Annotated in this window: 14 protein-coding genes; 5 read left to right on the top strand and 9 right to left on the bottom strand. The window is 71.1% G+C overall.

Annotated features, from left to right (window positions below; translation table 11 throughout):
- Nucleotides 1–72: 72 nt before the first annotated feature.
- The gene (locus tag ACTWJ8_RS18185) at nucleotides 73–1,197 is read left to right on the top strand and encodes an ADP-ribosylglycohydrolase family protein (RefSeq protein ID WP_443264529.1); all 1,125 of its coding nucleotides are present in this window, start codon (nucleotides 73–75) and stop codon (nucleotides 1,195–1,197) included.
- Nucleotides 1,198–1,233: 36 nt separating this feature from the next.
- Here ACTWJ8_RS18185 and ACTWJ8_RS18180 read toward each other — a convergent pair whose 3' ends face one another.
- Nucleotides 1,234–2,808, bottom strand: coding sequence for a sodium:solute symporter family protein (locus tag ACTWJ8_RS18180; protein WP_356383991.1), 1,575 nt, complete (start codon nucleotides 2,806–2,808; stop codon nucleotides 1,234–1,236).
- A gap of 174 nt (nucleotides 2,809–2,982) precedes the next feature.
- Nucleotides 2,983–3,777, bottom strand: a complete 795-nt coding sequence (locus ACTWJ8_RS18175; protein ID WP_443264528.1) for an SDR family oxidoreductase — start codon at nucleotides 3,775–3,777, stop codon at nucleotides 2,983–2,985.
- Between the two features lie 83 nt (nucleotides 3,778–3,860).
- Here ACTWJ8_RS18175 and ACTWJ8_RS18170 point away from each other — a divergent pair, with 83 nt between their 5' ends.
- Nucleotides 3,861–4,697 carry a hypothetical protein gene (locus ACTWJ8_RS18170; RefSeq protein ID WP_356383997.1) on the top strand — a complete coding sequence of 279 codons (837 nt, stop codon included), beginning with the start codon at nucleotides 3,861–3,863 and terminating at the stop codon, nucleotides 4,695–4,697.
- Nucleotides 4,698–4,838: 141 nt separating this feature from the next.
- Here ACTWJ8_RS18170 and ACTWJ8_RS18165 read toward each other — a convergent pair whose 3' ends face one another.
- The 3 genes from ACTWJ8_RS18165 to ACTWJ8_RS18155 all read right to left on the bottom strand — a co-directional run bounded on the left by ACTWJ8_RS18165 (nucleotide 4,839) and on the right by ACTWJ8_RS18155 (nucleotide 7,188).
- Entirely contained in the window at nucleotides 4,839–5,039 is a 201-nt protein-coding gene (locus ACTWJ8_RS18165; protein ID WP_356384000.1) for a DUF397 domain-containing protein, read from the bottom strand.
- 271 nt (nucleotides 5,040–5,310) lie between these two features.
- Nucleotides 5,311–6,168: a helix-turn-helix domain-containing protein gene (locus ACTWJ8_RS18160; protein ID WP_356384003.1), complete on the bottom strand. Its 858-nt coding sequence runs from the start codon at nucleotides 6,166–6,168 to the stop codon at nucleotides 5,311–5,313.
- A gap of 282 nt (nucleotides 6,169–6,450) precedes the next feature.
- Nucleotides 6,451–7,188, bottom strand: coding sequence for a GOLPH3/VPS74 family protein (locus tag ACTWJ8_RS18155; RefSeq protein ID WP_356384006.1), 738 nt, complete (start codon nucleotides 7,186–7,188; stop codon nucleotides 6,451–6,453).
- Between the two features lie 206 nt (nucleotides 7,189–7,394).
- Here ACTWJ8_RS18155 and ACTWJ8_RS18150 point away from each other — a divergent pair, with 206 nt between their 5' ends.
- Complete coding sequence (locus ACTWJ8_RS18150; protein WP_443264527.1) at nucleotides 7,395–10,142, top strand: D-alanyl-D-alanine carboxypeptidase; 2,748 nt, start codon at nucleotides 7,395–7,397, stop codon at nucleotides 10,140–10,142.
- A gap of 128 nt (nucleotides 10,143–10,270) precedes the next feature.
- Nucleotides 10,271–12,082 (top strand): MFS transporter, encoded by a 1,812-nt coding sequence (locus ACTWJ8_RS18145; RefSeq protein WP_443264526.1) that lies wholly within the window; start codon nucleotides 10,271–10,273, stop codon nucleotides 12,080–12,082.
- A gap of 86 nt (nucleotides 12,083–12,168) precedes the next feature.
- Here the strand turns inward: ACTWJ8_RS18145 and dgoD are convergent, their stop codons facing one another.
- From dgoD to ACTWJ8_RS18125, 4 genes are all read right to left on the bottom strand, one after another.
- Nucleotides 12,169–13,320: a galactonate dehydratase gene (dgoD, locus tag ACTWJ8_RS18140; RefSeq protein WP_443264525.1), complete on the bottom strand. Its 1,152-nt coding sequence runs from the start codon at nucleotides 13,318–13,320 to the stop codon at nucleotides 12,169–12,171.
- Between the two features lie 91 nt (nucleotides 13,321–13,411).
- Complete coding sequence (locus ACTWJ8_RS18135) at nucleotides 13,412–14,020, bottom strand: bifunctional 4-hydroxy-2-oxoglutarate aldolase/2-dehydro-3-deoxy-phosphogluconate aldolase (RefSeq protein ID WP_356384016.1); 609 nt, start codon at nucleotides 14,018–14,020, stop codon at nucleotides 13,412–13,414.
- Entirely contained in the window at nucleotides 14,008–14,754 is a 747-nt protein-coding gene (locus ACTWJ8_RS18130; protein WP_443264524.1) for an IclR family transcriptional regulator, read from the bottom strand. The genes ACTWJ8_RS18135 and ACTWJ8_RS18130 overlap by 13 nt, the downstream gene beginning before the upstream one ends.
- A 4-nt stretch (nucleotides 14,755–14,758) precedes the next feature.
- Nucleotides 14,759–15,688 carry a sugar kinase gene (locus ACTWJ8_RS18125; protein WP_443264523.1) on the bottom strand — a complete coding sequence of 310 codons (930 nt, stop codon included), beginning with the start codon at nucleotides 15,686–15,688 and terminating at the stop codon, nucleotides 14,759–14,761.
- A gap of 126 nt (nucleotides 15,689–15,814) precedes the next feature.
- Between ACTWJ8_RS18125 and ACTWJ8_RS18120 the strand changes: the two genes are divergently transcribed.
- On the top strand, nucleotides 15,815–17,149 hold the full coding sequence (locus tag ACTWJ8_RS18120; RefSeq protein WP_443264522.1) for an MFS transporter: 1,335 nt from the start codon (nucleotides 15,815–15,817) through the stop codon (nucleotides 17,147–17,149).
- Nucleotides 17,150–17,175 lie beyond the last annotated feature (26 nt).

Raw genomic sequence — 17,175 nt, 5'->3', positions numbered from 1 at the left:
TTCCTGGTCGACGACGGTCGATTACAGTGCTGCAAGCCGAAGGGTCGAGGGTCGTGACAGGAGGAGTCCCCCATGGGCGCAGCGCCCAACGCCGCGGCCGTCTGGGGCCGCGCCGAACAGCAGGATTTCCGCAGCAGAGTGCGCGGGACCCTGCTCGGTGCCGCACTCGGCGACACCCTCGGCGCCCCGCTCGACGGCCTCACGCTCGACGGGATCCACGCCGAGCACGGTGACGAGGGGCTGAAACAGCTCGTGCCCGTGTACGGGCGGACGGGGGCCATCAGCGCCGCCACGCAGCTGTCGCTGTTCACCGTGGACGGTCTCATCCGCGCCCAGGTGCGGCGCGACACCGGCGCCTGGCATCCGCCGACCGACGTGCACCGCGCCTATCTGCGCTGGGTGGCGACCCAGCGCGACTGGGGCCCCGACCTGCGCCGCAAGGAGGACGGCTGGCTGGCCCGCGAGGAGTGGCTGTACTCCCGGCGCGGCGCCTCCCAGGCCTGCCTGCTGGGGCTCGGCAACGACGTCATGGGCACCCTCGACCGCCCCAAGAACCCGGACGCCACCGGCGCCGAGGCCGCCACCCGGTCCGCGCCGTTCGGCCTGCTCGTCGGCTGGGAGCCGCAGCTGGTGCTCCAGCTCGCCGTCGAGTGCGCCGTCCACACGCACGGCGCCCCCGAGGCCTACCTGACGGCCGGCGCCTACGCGGTCCTCGTGCACGCCCTCGCGCGCGGCGACTCCCTCGACGCCGCCGTGCAGCGGGCGCTCGCCCTGCTCGTCGCGCGCCCCGGGCATCCGCCGGTCGTGGACGCGCTCAAGCACGCGCTCGGCGCCGTACGGCAGGGGATGCCGACCGCGGCGCGGGTCGGCGAGCTGGTCGGCGACGGCGAAGGGCCCGGTGTGCTCGCCGCCGCCGTGTACTGCGCGCTGGTCGGCGACGACATCCGGCACGGGCTGAACCTCGCCGTCCACCACGGCGGTCCGTCCGCGCAGGTCGGCTCGTTGTGCGGCGGGCTGCTCGGCGCGCTGCACGGGGAGACGGCGCTGCCGCCCGCGTGGGTGGCGGAGCTGGAGGGGCGGCCCACGATCCTGGAGCTCGCGGACGACTTCGCGATGGAGATGACGCAGGGCCCGGCGCTGCACAGCCCGGCGACCGCGTCGTCGGCGTGGCTGGCGCGCTACCCGCGGGCCGTGTAGGCGTCGTACGACACCCGCGCGGCCCGCGTGCTGCGCTCAGTCCTTCACGCGGGAGCCGAGCACGTCGTCCCCGGCCCCGGCGGGCGTCGGCACGGCCGCGGCGGCCGCCCCGTCGCCGTCGGAGTTGATGCGCTCGATGATCGCGTCGCGCTCCGGGGTGTCCTCCGGCTTGATGTACCCGACGAGGATGTAGAGCACGAGCGAGACGGCGAGCGGGATCGACACCTGGTACTGGAGCGGCACGCCGCCCTCGATGTTCCAGCTGATCGGGTAGTTGACCAGCCAGAACGCGAGCAGGCCCATGCCCCAGCTGGTGAGCGCGGCGGTCGGACCCGACCTGCGGAACTGGCGCAGCAGCCCCAGCATCATCGGGATCGCGATCGGGCCCATCAGGCCGGCCACCCACTTGATGACGACCGTGATGATGTCCTTGAACGTCGGCGAGTTCACCTGCGTCGCCACCGCCATGGACAGCGCCAGGAAGATCACCGTCGTCAGGCGGGCCGCGACGAGGCCGGTGCGCGGGCCCCACTGCCGTGCCTTCGAGGACAGCGCGGGCGCCACGTCCCGGGTGAAGACGGCCGCGATCGCGTTGGCGTCCGAGGAGCACATGGCCATCGTGTGCGAGAAGAAGCCGACGATGACGAGGCCCAACAGGCCGTGCGGCAGCAGCTGTTCGGTCATCAGGCCGTAACTGTCCGAGCCGTCCGGCTTCTGCGCGTCGACCAGCAGCGGCGACATCCACATCGGGAAGAACAGCACGACCGGCCAGATCAGCCACAGCGCGGCGGACAGGTACGCGGACCGCTTGGCCTCGTGCCCGCTGCTCGTCGCCATGTACCGCTGGGCCTGGTTGAGCATGCCGCCGTTGTACTCGAAGAGCTTGATGAAGAGGAACGCGAGCAGGAACACCGTGCCGTACGGGCCGACCAGCGGCTTGCCGTGGCCCTCCAGCTCGGGCCTGCTCCAGGCCTCGAAGAAGCCGATGTGCTTGTCGCTCAGTTCGAGCACGACCGCGATGAACATCGAGACCCCGGCCAGCAACTGGATGACGAACTGGCCGAGTTCGGTGAGCGCGTCGGCCCACAGACCGCCGATCGTGCAGTAGACGGCGGTGATGGCGCCGGTGATCAGGATGCCCTGGTTCAGGGACACACCTGTGAACACGGACAACAGCGTCGCGATGGCCGCCCACTTGGCGCCCACGTCGACGATCTTGAGCAGCATCCCGGACCAGGCGAGGGCCTGCTGGGTGCCCAGGTTGTAGCGGTTCTTCAGGTACTCGAGCGGCGACGCCACGTGCAGACGGGAGCGCAGCCGGTTGATGCGGGGAGCGAAGAGCCGGGCGCCGATGGCGATGCCGAGCGCGATCGGGAAGGACCAGGTGACGAAGGACGTCACGCCGTACGTGTACGCGATACCGGCGTAACCGGTGAACATGACGGCGCTGTAGCCGGACATGTGGTGCGAGATGCCGGACAGCCACCAGGGCATCCGGCCGCCCGCCGTGAAGAAGTCGGAAACGTTGTCGACGCGCTTGTGGGACCAGACGCCGATCGCGACCATCACGCCGAAATAGGCGATGAGCACGACCCAGTCGAGACTGTTCATGTGCCCCCTCCAGGGGTTCCGCCGAACAACGGTTGCCCCCGGCAAGGGTGTTGGGGACGTGGGGGATTGAACCTCCGCGCATGGGGCCGGTCAAGAGTTCTGCAGTCACGGATATGAACTCCGGACAGAATTCAGAACGGGTGAAGGGGTGTGCGCGGGGCCCGCCCCGCCCGCCTACCGCATCAGCTCCCCGGCATTGACCAGCAGTTGCTGTCCGGTGATCGCGCGCGCCCGGTCGGACGCGAGGAAGACCGCCGCGTCGGCCACGTCCCCGTCCGTGGCCAGATCGGGCAGCGCCATCCGCTCGGTGAGCCGGCCGAGCACCTCGTCCTCCGGCACGCCCTCGGTCTGCGCGGTGATCTGCACGTAGGCCTGCACGGGCGGGCCCCACATCCAGCCGGGCAGCACGGTGTTCACCCGGATCCGGTGCGGGCCCAGCTCCCGCGCCAGCGAGTACATGGCGCTCGTCAGGGCGCCCTTGGACGCCGCGTACGCCGCCTGGCGCACCTGGGTGGGCGCCGCCACCGCCGACTGCGTGCCGATGAAGACGACGGAGCCGCCGCGCTCCTTGAGGGCGGGCAGGCAGGCGCGGGTCATCCGGAGCGTGCCGAGCAGGTTCACGTCGACGACCTTGCTCCAGGTCTCGAAGTCGGCGTCCTCCAGGCCGCCGAAGTAGCTGTCCCAGGCCGCCACGTGGACGACGGCGTCCACCCCGCCGAACCGCTCGCCCGCCAGATCGGCCAGCGCCTCGCACTGCGCCTCGTCGCCGATGTCGGTCGAACGGAACGCGGTGCGCGTGCCCTCCGGGTCCAACTCCTTGGCGCAAGCCGCGAGATGGGACTCGGTGCGCGCGCCCAGGACGGCGTTCCCGCCGTCGCGCAGCACCGCCTCGACGACCCGGCGGCCGAGCCCCGCGCCCACGCCGGAGACGATCACGGTCTTCCCCGCAAGCAGTTCCGCATTCACCATCGGTTCGCCTCCCGGCTCTGGCGTTCTGTCTGACGGGGCGTCAGAGTATGGGCGTCGAACGGGAGATGGAAGGTGTGAGCGGCATGGAGGACACGCACAGCGAGACCTACGCGGAACTGGCGGCCGTCGGCCCCTACGGGGTGCGCCCCGGGCACGCCCTGATCACCATGGTCGAACCCCACCCGGGCCACGAGCACGCGTACAACCGCTGGTACGAGGACGACCACTACTACGCCGGCGCGATGGCCATGCCGTGGATGTACGCGGGCCGCCGCTGGGTCGCCACCCGCGACCTCCAGCTGCTTCGCTACCCCGAGAAGTCGGCGGTCGCCGAGCCCGTCACGGCGGGCTGCTACATCTCCACGTACTGGATCACCGAGGGGCGCTACGACGACCACATGAAGTGGACCGTCGGCATCAACAAACGGCTCAACCGGGACGACCGCGTCCACCAGGACCGCACCCACGTCTTCACGTCGTTCCAGGACCACGAGGCGACCGTGTACCGGGACGGCGACGAAGGGCCCCGCGACTTCCACGCGCTCGACCACCCGTACCGGGGCCTGGTCGTCGAGGTGATCGACGCCGAGGGTCCTGAGCAGCGCGCGGAACTGCTCGCCTGGCTGCGCGACGACCACCTGCCTGCACGCCTCGCGGGCTCACCCGCGGCCATGGTCACCGTCTTCCGCCCGACACCGCTGCCGGGGGACCGGATGACGTACGTGAAGCAGGTCGAGGGCGTCGACACCCGGCTCACCCTGCTCTGGTTCCTCCAGGCGGACCCGCGCGAGGCGTGGCAGGAGCACTTCGCGGGCCTCGGCGACGAGGTGGCGGCCTCGGGCCTCGGCAGGGTGGAACTGATGGCGCCCTTCATCCCGACGATCCCGGGCACCGACGAGTACGTGGACCAGCTCCGCTGACCCCTCGGTCCCGGTTCTCCGTTCCGGGACACAGCCGAGCCCCCTCGGCCAGGACGGCGGACCAGTCGAGAGGGCTCTATCAGTGGTGCTGTGGTGCTGTCGTGCTTGTTCGGTTGTCTCAGTCTCACGAAGTGCGCTGGGTCAGCTGTCGACCCGGCTCATCTCCGTGACGAAGGCGCTCCACGAAGCCGGCGCGAACGCCAGGTTCGGACCCTGCGGGTCCTTGGAGTCGCGGACGGCTACGGCGTGGGACTCGGGTGACTTGATCTCGACGCACGCGCCGTTCCCGGCGGAGTACGAGGACTTGATCCAGGTGGGCTGAGCGCCCTTGGTGATTGCCATGATCTGCTCCGGTCTGGCCAGTTTTCCCTTGCTGGGCCGCGGACTTGCCGTGGCTTTGCGCCAACACCTTGTCTGTTGTTGGCGTGATCGACGCTACTCGCCGACTCGGCGGAGCGGTGGGGCCATTCACTCAACCGGATGGCATATTCCAGGGGGGTCTTCCGCGAGCCCGTGGGAAAGGTGTACCGTGCGGCGCTTTCCCACGGGCGGGGCCCGGAACGGGGGCCTGAACTCTGCGGTCCGTTACGCGAGTTGATCGTTTCCGCGGTCGTCAGCGGGTGTGCCGCTTGGCGGCTTCCAGGATGAACTGCCGGGACTGCTCGACGTTCAGCGCCTGCGCCCGCAGATGCTCGTACATGACGCTGTACTTCTGCACGTCCTGCGTCTTCTCCAGGTAGAGGTCGCTGGTCACGCCCTCGATGTAGACCACGCTGGAGTCCGCCGCGTCCGGGAACTCGAGGATCGCGTACTGCCCCGTGATGCCCGGGTGCGCGCCCATGTCGAAGGGCAGCACCTGCACGGTCACGTGCGGCAGCCCCGACACCTCCGCGAGGTGCTCCAGCTGCTCCCGCATCACCGCGGAGCCGCCGACCGTGCGGCGCAGCGCCGCCTCGTCCAGGACCACCCACAGGCGCAGCGAGTTCGCCTCGTCGTTGATCCGCTCCTGGCGCCTGATGCGCACCTGCACGCGCTTCTCGACGTCCGTGAGCGAGGCCTCCGGCATCGCGCCCTGGATCAGCGCCTCCGCGTAGCCGCGGGTCTGGAGCAGGCCGGGGATGCACTGCGACTCGTACACGCGCAGCGACGCCGCGTCGGTCTCCAGACCGATGTAGACGCTGTACGGAATGTCGCCGAAGGAGTGCCACCAGCCTTGCTGGCGCGAATCCTTGGCCATTTGCATCAGCGAGTCGATGACCCGGTGGTCCTCGACCTCGTACACCCCGCAGAGATCGCGAACGTCGCGCTGGCTGATGCTGCGCCGCCCGTTCTCCAGGCGGCTGATCTTCGACTGCGACACCAGCAGGCGCTCGGCGACCTCTTCTGCGGTCATGCCCTTGAGTTCGCGGAGCCGGCGCAGCTCCTGGCCCAACCGGCGTCGCCTGACGGTGGGATTGACGTTGGACGCCACGGACGTGCACCTCCGGCTACGTGCATTTCTTTGTTCTGCATACGTTGCGTATCTACTGCTCAGCAGATTGCCACCCCAGGGCGCCCCAGCGCTGGGAAACGGCGGATGTACAGCGGCAGATGTACAACGACGGATGTAAACGCGACCGCGCGGGGTGGCGGCCGGGGCGTCGTCCTGACACCCGGCGCGTCACCCCGCGCGGTACAGCGGCTCCCGAACCGGATCGTGGGGACTACGGTGCGGCACTGTGGTGCTACGGGTCGTACCTGTCGTGCGGTTCGCCTAGTGGGCCACGGCGCGAGCCATGGAACCGCGGCGTGGCTGCATCGGAACGCCGCGAGCGGGCTCCGAGGGACCCCGGCCCTGCGAGGGGGCCGGTGAGCGGCGCGGCTGTGCCGCCACGCCGTTCTGGACGTCCATCACGGCGTGCGCCACGAGGCCGCCCATCGGGTCGTGCCTGATGAGGTCCCGCAGCCGGGAGCGCGAGGACCTGCCCTCGTTGCCCGGATACAGGTGCTTGCCGAGACCGACCGCGTGGGCCAGCGCGGCGAGCGCCGCGGTCCGTGGGTCCGGTGGGACCCCGGTGCGGATCGCACTGTCCAGCCGGGCCCTGATCTCCCGGCTGATCGCCGTGTCCGTCGCCTGATAGCGAGTCGTCGGCAGCACCCCGCACATCTGGCCGGCGACGGCATGCACCATGCCGCACCGCTCCAGGTGCGAGAGGTAGGTCTGGCGCAGCCCTAGACGTGGCCCGCCAATCCAGTGGACGGCCCGTACGGGAGCGCCACGCCTTCGCAGCAACTCCAACGCGCAGTCCAGTGTCGGATCTCCGGTCGGCCGTGGTGCCACCACGGCGATACGATCCCCGTCTGGGGCTATCCGTCCGGCCAGCGCCAGCTCTACTAGCTGTGCTCCGGCCAGACCTAGGTCGAGCGACTGCGGCTGCGCTGTGGTACCCGTGGCCGGGTCCAGAGCGAGCAGCAGAAGCTCCTCCGGAAGTGTTCTGCGGCTCCTGCCCATCCATGCCTCCCCGCGTGGATGAATGACAGGGTGACCCCTCTCACATTGGTCTGTCGAGAGTGCGTGGGGGCTTTGGGCGGGAACCTACAGGTATGTCGTTCTCGTCTACCACGTGGGTTAAGCCCGCACACAGGACACTGGTACATGGTTCGGACAGGCTGTCCGGTGGCAAGTGGTTGAGTGGTTGATCGGTCGAGGAGGCATCGGTGGCGGGGACCCCCGACAAGTCGGGTTCGGGTGAGCAGAAGGCGGATCCGCGTCTCGCGGTGTCGCGGGAGCCGTCCGGCGTGGACCAGGAGACGGCCGTCTTCTCGGTCCGCGACGCGGCGTCCACGGACGACACGGGCGACGAGCGGCTCCGCGCGGCGGTCGCGGCGTGGGTGTCGGGGGACGAGCCCCCCAACCCGTCTGCACCCGCAAACCCGGACGACCCGGAACCGTCCGCCTCCGACGGCAAGCCCGCCGCTTCGGGGCTGCCCAAGCGCGAGGTCCCGCCCAAGGCCGACGCCGAGGCGTCCGCCCTGCCCAAGCGCGGTGCGGCGCCCAAGGCCGAGGCCGAGCCTGTGGACGACGGTGAGCCCGAGGGCGACGCCGATGCGAAGCCTGCCGCCGACGCCGAGAAGCCCGAGGCGGACGCCGAGCCCGCTGAGGACGCCGCGCCCAAGGGCGGCGCCAAGCCTGCCGGTGACGAGACGCCCGAGGGCGACGCCGAGTCCGGTGAGTCCGAGACGGACGTCGAGCCGGCCGACGACGCCGAGCCTGTCGGCGACGGGGCGAAGGCTGCCGCTGGTGTCGCCGGTGCGGCTGGTGCCGCGTCCGACGGCGACAAGCCCGAGGCCACGGCCAAGGACGGCGCGAAGTCCGCTTCGGACGCCGAGCCCAAGTCCGACGCCAAGTCCGCCGACGACGGCAAGTCGGCCGACGCCGAGCCCGAAAGCGACGCCAAGTCCGCTACGGGCGCGGAGGCCACGGCCAAGGACGGCGCGAAGTCTGCTTCGGACGCCGAGCCCAAGTCCGACGCCAAGTCCGCCGACGACGGCAAGTCGGCCGACGCCGAGCCCGAAAGCGACGCCAAGTCCGCTACGGGCGCGGAGGCCACGGCCAAGGACGGCGCGAAGTCTGCTTCGGACGCCGAGCCCAAGTCCGACGCCAAGTCCGCCGACGGCGGCACGTCGGCCGACGCCGAGCCCAAGACCGAAGCGGGCAGCAAGTCCGACGCCGAGCCCGAGAGCGACGCCAAGTCCGCTACGGACGCTGCGCCCAAGGCCGACGCCAAGTCCGCTACGGACGCTGCGCCCAAGGCCGACGCCAAGTCCGCTACGGACGCTGCGCCCAAGGCCGACGCCAAGTCCGCCGACAGCGCCAAGTCGCCCGACGCCGCGCCCAAGAGCGGCGCCAAGTCCGACGCCGGCAGCAAGCCCGACGCCGAGCCCAAGGCCGACGCCGACGTCCAGGGTGGGGGCGATCAGCCCACCGCTGTGTTCAAGGCTGTCGCGCCGCCCGTGGATCAGCCGACCACCACGCTCAAGGCCGCCGGCACGGCGAAGAGCAGCAAGTTCGTGCCGCTCAAGTCGCTCGACGAGGGCAAGGAACTGCCCCCGGAGGCCGAGCCGCAGCCCACCGTGGAGCCCGCGGAGCGGACCACGCAGCAGCCGCTCCCGCCGAAGCCCCCGCTCGACCTGCTCGCGGAGCTGACCAACACCCCGCCGCCCCCGGAGACCCGCGTCCGCACCGTGGTGCGCCGGGTCAAGGTGTGGACGCCGATCGTCATCCTGCTGGTCATCGTGTTCGCGGTCGTGCAGGCCGTCCGCCCGCTGCCCACCCCGACGCTCGCCCTCACCGCCGACGCCACGTACACGTTCGACGGCGACAAGGCCTCCCTGCCGTGGCCCGGCGAGGGCCAGGGCTGGATGGACGTCCAGGGGATCGGGACCATGGACCACTTCGGCAAGCAGACGCCTGTGCCGATCGGGTCCGTCGCCAAGTCCATGACGGCGTACATCATCCTCAAGGACCACCCGCTGAAGCAGGGCGCGGACGGCCCGTCCATCGACATCGACGCCACCGCCGAGAAGGAGGGCGGCTACGACGCCGACGGGCAGAACGAGTCGACGCTCAACACCGTCAAGGAGGGCGACAAGATCTCCGAGAAGGACGCCCTCTCGGCGATCATGATCCCGTCCGCGAACAACATCGCGCGGCTGCTGGCCCGCTGGGACGCCGGCTCCGAGGAGGCGTTCGTCAAGAAGATGAACGCCACCGCGAAGAAGCTCGGCATGAAGAACACCACCTACACCGACCCCTCCGGCCTCAAGGAGAGCACCGTCTCCACCGCCGAGGACCAGGTGAAGCTGGGCAACGAGCTGGTGCAGATCCCGGCGCTCACCGACATCACCAAGCTGCCCACCTGGACCGACCCGTCCGGCAAGAAGTGGACCAACTACAACCGCCTCGTGCCGTACGACGGTGCCATCGGCATCAAGACCGGCACGACGACGAAGGCCGGCGGCAACCTGCTGTTCGCCGCCACCAAGGACACCGGCGGCGAGACCGTCACGGTCGTCGGCGCGGTCCTCGGCCAGCACAAGGCGCCGATCATCGACACGGTCAACGCGGTCAGCAAGACCGCGATGATCGCCGCCCAGGACGCCGTCACCTCGTCGACGGTCCTGAAGAAGGGCGACGTCGTCGGCTACGTCGACGACCAGCTCGGCGGCCACACCCCGATCACGGTCACCAAGGACGTCAAGGCCGTCGGCTGGGCGGGCAAGACCGTCCACCTCCAGCTCGCGGACCAGGACGGCAAGACGGTGCCGCACACCGGCAAGCCCGGCGACCAGGTCGGCGTGCTCGAGGTCGGCGACGGCGAGGGCGGCGCCGTGGAGGTCCCCGTGGCCCTCCAGAAGAGCCTCACCGAGCCCGGGTTCGGCGCGAAGCTGACCCGCGTCGGCTGACGCCCTCCGGGCACCCCGTGGGAGGCAGGCACCCGCCCGCCTCCCACGGCGCCCGTGCGCGGACGCCGTGCTAGCGTCGCGAGACCGGGACTTTCACAACGGCACATGGGCGTACGGGAGTGTCAGCAGTGGCCACAGCGGAGCCGACGAGCGCCGACGACACGGACTCGGGTTCGGGCGCGGGCCGCACGCGAATACGGGCTCATGACCGGTCCGCCGGCGTCCGCCTGAAGAGCTTCGTCCGGCACCCCGTCACCCTCGCCACCACCGCGGCCGCGCTCCTCCACCTCATCTGGTTCTTCACGTTCGCGAACAGTGGTGGGGACCTCGCGGCGCAGGACGCCTGGGCCGAGTTCGTCGGCCGGCACCCCGACTCCGCGTACAACCTCGCCTGGTACGGCGGCATGCACCCGGTGTCGTACAGCGTGGTCTCGCCGTATCTGATGTCGGTGTTCGGCGTGCGCACCACGATGATGGGCGCGGGCACGCTGTCGGCGGCGCTGCTCACCATGATCCTGATCCGTACGCGAGTGGTCGCCAAGCCGCTGTGGCCCGCGCTCGCCGGTGTCTTCGCGCTGCTGTGCAACGCGGCGTCGGGGCGCGTGACGTTCGGCCTCGGCATGATGTTCGGCCTCGCGGCGACGGCCGCCGTGTTCTGCTGGCCGTACCGCTGGCGGCACAAGCGGTGGGCGAAGGCCGCCGTCGCCGCGCCGCTCGCGGGCATCGCGACCGCCTGCTCGCCGGTGGCGGGCCTCTTCGTCGGTCTCGTCGCGGTGGCCCTCTTCCTCCAGAAGCGGCGCCCGGGTGCGTACGCGCTCGGGCTCGCGCCGACCGCCGTCGTGGCGCTGTCGGCGTGGCTGTTCCCGTTCTCCGGCACGCAGCCGATGTCGTTCTGGTCGGCGCTGCTGCCGATGGCGTACGGCGTCCTCACGTACGTCCTCGTGCCCAGGAGCTGGCTGACGGTCCGGATCACGGCGGCCGTCTACACGCTCTCCGTGCTCCTGGTGTGGCTGATCAGCTCGCAGATCGGCTCCAACATCACGCGGCTCCCGATGCTGTTCGCGGGCGTCGCGCTGCTCGCGGCGCTGCCGTTCACGGTGCCGCGCTCCCGTCAGTGGTACGTCACCGTGGTCGCGTTCGTCGCCTTCAACGCGTGGATCGGCTTCAAGTCCGTCGACGACGTCGTCCGCACGACGCCCGCCGCGTCCTGGGCGCGCGAACTCGCGCCGCTCGTGAACGAGTTGCAGGAGGTCCGCGCCGAGCACGGGCGCGTCGAGGTGGTCCCCGCTCGCTCGCACCGCGAGGCCTCGGCGCTCGCCCCGTACGTGAACCTGGCGCGCGGCTGGAACCGGCAGGCCGACATGGAGCGCAACCCGCTCTTCTACGACGACACCCTCAACTCGGCGAACTACCGCGAGTGGCTGCGCCGCTGGGCCGTGCACTACGTGGTGCTGCCCAAGGACGCCCCGGACGGCAAGGGCGCCGAGCGCGAACGCCAGCTCGTCCAGCGCGGCCTTCCGTACCTCAAGCAGGTGTGGGGCGACGCCAACTGGCAGCTGTTCGCCGTCACCGACCCGACCCCGCTCGCCGAGCCGCACGCGGTCGTCGACGCGGCGGAACAGGGCGAGCTGACCATCGAGGTGACCCGCCCCGGCCGCGTCCTCATCCGCATCCCGTACTCGCCGTGGCTCTCGGTCGTCGACGCGAAGGGCAAGAGCCTCGGTGCGCCCAAGGAGACGGAGGCGTCGAAGCGGGCCAGGAAGTCCGACGACACGCTTCCCAAGCGGTACGCGAACGCGCACGGCTGCCTGATCGAGACGGAGAAGGACGAAGCGGGCGACGCGTGGACGGAACTGCTGGCCCCGAAGCCGGGCACGTACCGCCTCGCGGCGCCGTACCAGTTGCCGCGTGGCACGCCGTGCCCGGAGGAGCTCCGGTAGCCCGTGGTCGAGGCCGCGGGGCTCCGCCCCGGACCCCGCTGCTCAATCGCCGCAGGGGCTTGAAATACCCAGCCCCGTGGGCGTGATCACCATTCGGCGAAAGAGCCGTCCGCGTGGCGCCACACCGGGTTGTGCCAGCGGTGGCCGGACTCCGCCGCCTTGATCACGGCCTGCTCGTCCACCTCGATGCCGAGCCCCGGCGCGGTGAGCCGCGCCATGTGCCCGTCCGTGGAGTCGAAGTCGAAGACGGACGTGTCGACGAGGTAGTCGCCGAGGTCGGAGCCCACGTTGTAGTGGATGCCGAGGCTGGTCTCCTGGATGAACGCGTTCGGCGACGCGAAGTCGACCTGGAGGCACGCCGCGAGCGCGATCGGCCCGAGCGGGCAGTGCGGCGCGAGCCCCACCCCGTGCACCTCGGCCTGCGCCGCGATCCGCCGCGTCTCGGAGATGCCGCCCGCGTGCGAAAGATCGGGCTGTGCGAGCGCGATCCCGGACCGCAGCACCGGGTCGAAGTCCCAGCGGGAGTACAGCCGTTCACCCGTGGCGACCGGCAGGGACGTCGACGCCGTGAACTCGCCGTACTGCGCCGTGAGCTCCGGCAGCAGCGGCTCCTCGATGAACATCGGCCGCAGCGGTTCCAGGGCCCGCGCCAACTGCTTGGCGAGCGCGGGGGACGTACGCCCGTGGAAATCGACCGCGACACCGCCGTCCGGGCCGAGGACGTCCCGCACGGAGGCCACGCGCTCGACGACCGCGTCGATCTCGCGGGACGTCTCCAGGAGCCGCATGCGCCCGCCGACGTTCATCTTCACGGCCCGGTAGCCCTGCTCGAGCCGCTGCGCGGCGTGCTCGGCGGCCTCGCTCGGGTCGTCGCCACCGATCCACGAGTACATCCGCATCCGGTCGCGGACGGCGCCGCCCAGCAGGTCGTGCACCGGGACGCCGTGGAACTTGCCCTTGATGTCCCACAGGGCCTGGTCGATGCCGGACACGGCGGACGACAGAACGGGCCCGCCCCGGTAGAACCCGCCCTTCGTCATGACCTGCCAGTGGTCCTCGATGCGCAGCGGGTCCTTCCCGACGAGGTAGTCGCTCAACTCGTCGACGGCGGCGGCCACGGTGTGCGCCCGCCCCTCGACGACGGGCTCCCCCCAGCCCGTGATCCCTTCATCGGTCTCCACCTTGAGGAAGAGCCAGCGGGGAGCGACGAGGTAGGTGGTGAGCGAGGTGATCTTCATGGCATGTCCTTCGATATGGCTGAGCACGGTTCGGTACATCAAGCCCCGCCGGCGATTGAGGCGCGGGGCCCGGGGCAGAGCCCCGTGACGCTCACACGGGTGACCGCAACAGTTCGGCCAGCAAAGGCAATTGGGCCTCATCCTCCAACGCCGAACCAACGGCGACCACCGACGCCCCACCCGCCAGATAAGCGGCAGCGTTCCCCGCGTCCATGCCGCCCGTCGCGACGAACGGCACCTCCGGGAACGGCCCCCGCATCGCCCGGAACCAGTCCACCCCGAGCACGCTCGCCGGGAACGCCTTCAGCCAGGTCAGCCCGATCGCCCGCGCGGCCTGCACGTCCGTGGCCGTGGCGACACCCGGCAGATGCGGAAGCCCCGCCGCGACGCTCGCCCGCGCCACCTCCACGTCCAACCCGGGCGCCACCGTGAACGCGGCGCCCGCGTCCACCGCCCACCCGAGCCGCTCGGCCGTGGTGACCGTGCCGGCGCCGACCGGCTTGCCGCGCTCGGCGCCCGCCGCGACGACCGCGCCGAGCACCCGCGCCGCCTCCTCGGTCTGCACGGGAACCTCGACGCACTCGATGCCCAGGTCCCAGGCCCGTACGGCGAGTTCGACGGACCTGTCGGCGGGCATGCCGCGCAGGATCGCCATGACGGGCACCCCGGCGAACAGCTCATCAAACGTTACGGACGCCATCCCAGCTCCTTGGAGATCGTGTCGGCGGTGGTCATGAGGTCGGGCAGCACGTCGGACTCGAGCGCGCCCAGGTCGGCCCTGGCCTTGAGCGCGGTGACGGACACGGCGGCGACGACCTCGCCGCTGCTGTCCCGCACGGGGACGGCGACGCAGTTCACGAAGTCCTCGTACTCGCCGTCGTCGACGGCCCAGCCGCGGGTCCTGGTCTCGGCGAGGGCCTTGCGGTAGGCGTCGGGGTCGGTGATCGTCGTGGTGGTGTGCGGCGCGAAGTCGCACTCCGCGAGCAGTTCGTCGGCCCGCTCCCGGGGCACGTACGCGAGGATCGCCTTGGCGACGCCCGCGGTGTGCAGGGTGACCGGGCGGCCGATCTGCGAGTAGAGGCGCACGCCGTCGACGGGGTCCACCTTGTCGACGTAGACGATCCGCTCGCCCTCCAGGGCGGCGAGGTGCACGGTGTGCCCGCAGCGCTCGCCGAGCAGCCGCAGGTGCTCGCCCGCGACGTCCTTGAGCCCGAACTGCTCCAGGGCGAGGTGGGCGAGGCCCGCGAGTCGGTGACCGACCGCGTACCGGCCGTCGGGGAGGCGGCGCGCGAGGCCGCCCTCGTTGAGGGACTCCAGGATGCGCAGGGCGGTGGAGCGGTGCACGCCCAGGTGCTCGCCGACCTCGGTCTGGGAGCGCGGGCGGCGGGCGATGAACTCGAGGATGTCGATGGCGCGACGGACGGTCTGAGACATGGGATCAGTGTCCTTCGCCGGTCGCATCGGCCGTGTCGGGGCCGGTGGCGGGCACGTAGTCCTCGATGCTGCGCAGGGTCCGCCCGGCGAGCCGGTGCCCGAGCGCGAGCCGCTCGGCGGGCGCGGACCCGTCGAGCAGGCCGCCCAGATACCCGGCCGCGAAGGCGTCCCCCGCGCCGACGGCCTCGACGACGTCGACGGCGGGCGCCGCCACGAACTCGCTCCCGGCGGCGGTGAATTCGGTGGCGCCGACGTCCCCGTCCTTGACGACGAGCGTTCCGTGCGGCGCGAGGTGGTCGCGTACGTCCTCGGCGGTGGCGGTGCCCCACAGCGCCTCGGCCTCGTCGCGCCCGACGAGCACGACGTCGGCGCGGCGGGCGAGCGCGAGCAGCGTTTCCGCCGCCTTGTCGCGTGAACTCCACAGCGCGGGCCGGTGGTTGACGTCGAACGACACGAGCGTCCCGCTCTCCGCCGCCCGCCGCAGCAGGGCGTCCACGAGCTCGGCGCAGCCGTCCGAGAGGGCCGGGGTGATCCCGGTGAGGTGCAGCAGCCGTACGCCGGTCAGGTCCACGCGGTCCGCGTCGGCCGCGGTCATCCGGGACGCGGCCGAGCCCGCCCGGTAGTAGTGCACACGCGTGCCGTCGGGCCCCGGGTCCTTGAAGTACACGCCGGTGGGCGCGGCCGGATCGGCGAGCACACCGGCGACGTCCACGCCGCGCGAGGCGACCGCGGCGATGATCCGGCGGCCGAACGGATCGTCCCCGACCCGGCTCACCCAGGCCGACTCGTGCCCGAGGTCGGCGAGGTACTGGGCCACGGTCGACTCGGCGCCGGCGACCGCGAGCCGCAGTTCGCGGCTGTGCTCGATACCCAGGCCGTCGGCCGGGGTGACCTGCGCCATCGTCTCGCCGATGCAGATCGCCTTACCGGACATTCGCCGTCCCTCCATTGACATCCCGCTGGGGCCGTGAAGAACATTAGCAGCCCTTGCGCAACAGGCGTGCATATGTTGCAACACGGGGGTCGTGAACCGTCCTGAATCAGTGTGAAAGGGAGTGAGATGAGCCCGACGACGAGCGCATCCACCCGCAAGGAGTCCGCACCAGGGGCGGCGATGAGCGCCCGCACCCGGCAGCGCCGCACCGCCGCCGCGAGCGTCGTCGGCTCGATCCTGGAGTGGTACGACTTCTTCCTCTTCGGCGCCTCGGCCGCGCTGGTCTTCAACAAGGTCTTCTTCCCGGACGTCTCGCCGTTCGCCGCGACCCTCGCCTCGTTCGCGACCTTCGGCCTCGGCTTCGCCGTGCGCCCCATCGGCGGTCTCGTCCTGGCCCACCTCGGCGACCGCATCGGACGCCGGCCCGTCCTGATCCTCACCGTGGTCCTCATGGGCGTCGGCACGCTCGCCATCGGCTTCCTGCCCACGTACCACTCGATCGGCATCTGGGCCCCGGTCCTGCTCGTGCTGTGCCGGATGATGCAGGGCTTCGGCGTCGGCGCCGAGCTGGGCGGCGCGTACGTCATGTCGACGGAGGCCGCGCAGGAGGACAAGCGCGGGTTCTACGGCTCGCTGCCCGGCGCGGGCGAGTTCATCGGCGTCGTCATCGCCTCCGGCGCGGTCGCCGCTGTCTCGACGCTGCCCGAGGACGACTTCCTCAGCTGGGGCTGGCGCATCCCGTTCCTGGCCAGCGCGCTCGTCGTCGTCATCGCGCTGCTCATCCGCAACGCGGCGCCCGAGACCGAGCAGTTCGAGGAGGCCCGCGACAGCGGGAAGCGCGAGAAGCTCCCCGTGCTTGCCGCGATCAAGGCCCGCCCCAAGGCGATCGCCCTGCTCATCGGCTCCGGCTGCGCCACCGCCATCGCCTCGTACGCGATCCAGGGCTATCTGCCCAGCTACCTCACCAACCAGCTCGGCCTGTCCTCCGGCACGTCGGTCCTCGGCATCACCATCGCGTCCGCCGTCTCGATCCTCACCATCCCGCTGGCGGGCGCGCTCTCCGACCGGGTCGGGCGCAAGCCGGTGATGATCGGCGGCGCGGTCGCGATCACGCTCTTCGCGTACCCGTTCTTCTGGCTGGTGGACACGCGCGAGCCGTGGCTGATCTACCTCGCGATCACCATCGCCTTCGCCCTGATGCTGAACTCGATCTTCGCGGTCACCGGCACGTTCTACGCCGAGTCGCTGCCGACCGAGGTCCGCTACAGCGGGCTCGTCTTCGTCCGGGAGATCAACGGCGTGATCTTCGCGGGCACCTCGCCCTTCGTGGCGACGCTCCTGGTCGACGCGGGCGGGGACCGGCCCTGGTACCTCGCCGGATACATGGCGCTCGCCGGTCTCGCCAGCGCGCTGTGCGTGTGGCGGCTGCCGGAGACGGCGCCGGTCCGCACCCGGGACTGACCCTCCACTCGGTGCCGGGGCCCGGA

The organism is Streptomyces sp. SDT5-1 (genome assembly GCF_052245995.1).
Lineage (GTDB): Bacteria > Actinomycetota > Actinomycetes > Streptomycetales > Streptomycetaceae > Streptomyces.
This window is presented reverse-complemented; position numbering and strand designations above follow the sequence as displayed.

Bases quoted from the DNA above. Each gene is read 5' to 3' on its own strand.
- ACTWJ8_RS18180 (WP_356383991.1), bottom strand. From the start codon at position 2,808: ATGAACAGTCTCGACTGGGTCGTGCTCATCGCCTATTTCGGCGTGATG.
- ACTWJ8_RS18125 (WP_443264523.1), bottom strand. From the start codon at position 15,688: ATGTCCGGTAAGGCGATCTGCATCGGCGAGACGATGGCGCAGGTCACC.
- ACTWJ8_RS18130 (WP_443264524.1), bottom strand. From the start codon at position 14,754: ATGTCTCAGACCGTCCGTCGCGCCATCGACATCCTCGAGTTCATCGCC.
- ACTWJ8_RS18175 (WP_443264528.1), bottom strand. From the start codon at position 3,777: ATGGTGAATGCGGAACTGCTTGCGGGGAAGACCGTGATCGTCTCCGGC.
- ACTWJ8_RS18120 (WP_443264522.1), top strand. From the start codon at position 15,815: ATGAGCCCGACGACGAGCGCATCCACCCGCAAGGAGTCCGCACCAGGG.
- ACTWJ8_RS18185 (WP_443264529.1), top strand. From the start codon at position 73: ATGGGCGCAGCGCCCAACGCCGCGGCCGTCTGGGGCCGCGCCGAACAG.
- dgoD (WP_443264525.1), bottom strand. From the start codon at position 13,320: ATGAAGATCACCTCGCTCACCACCTACCTCGTCGCTCCCCGCTGGCTC.
- ACTWJ8_RS18170 (WP_356383997.1), top strand. From the start codon at position 3,861: ATGGAGGACACGCACAGCGAGACCTACGCGGAACTGGCGGCCGTCGGC.
- ACTWJ8_RS18135 (WP_356384016.1), bottom strand. From the start codon at position 14,020: ATGGCGTCCGTAACGTTTGATGAGCTGTTCGCCGGGGTGCCCGTCATG.
- ACTWJ8_RS18155 (WP_356384006.1), bottom strand. From the start codon at position 7,188: ATGGGCAGGAGCCGCAGAACACTTCCGGAGGAGCTTCTGCTGCTCGCT.
- ACTWJ8_RS18165 (WP_356384000.1), bottom strand. From the start codon at position 5,039: ATGGCAATCACCAAGGGCGCTCAGCCCACCTGGATCAAGTCCTCGTAC.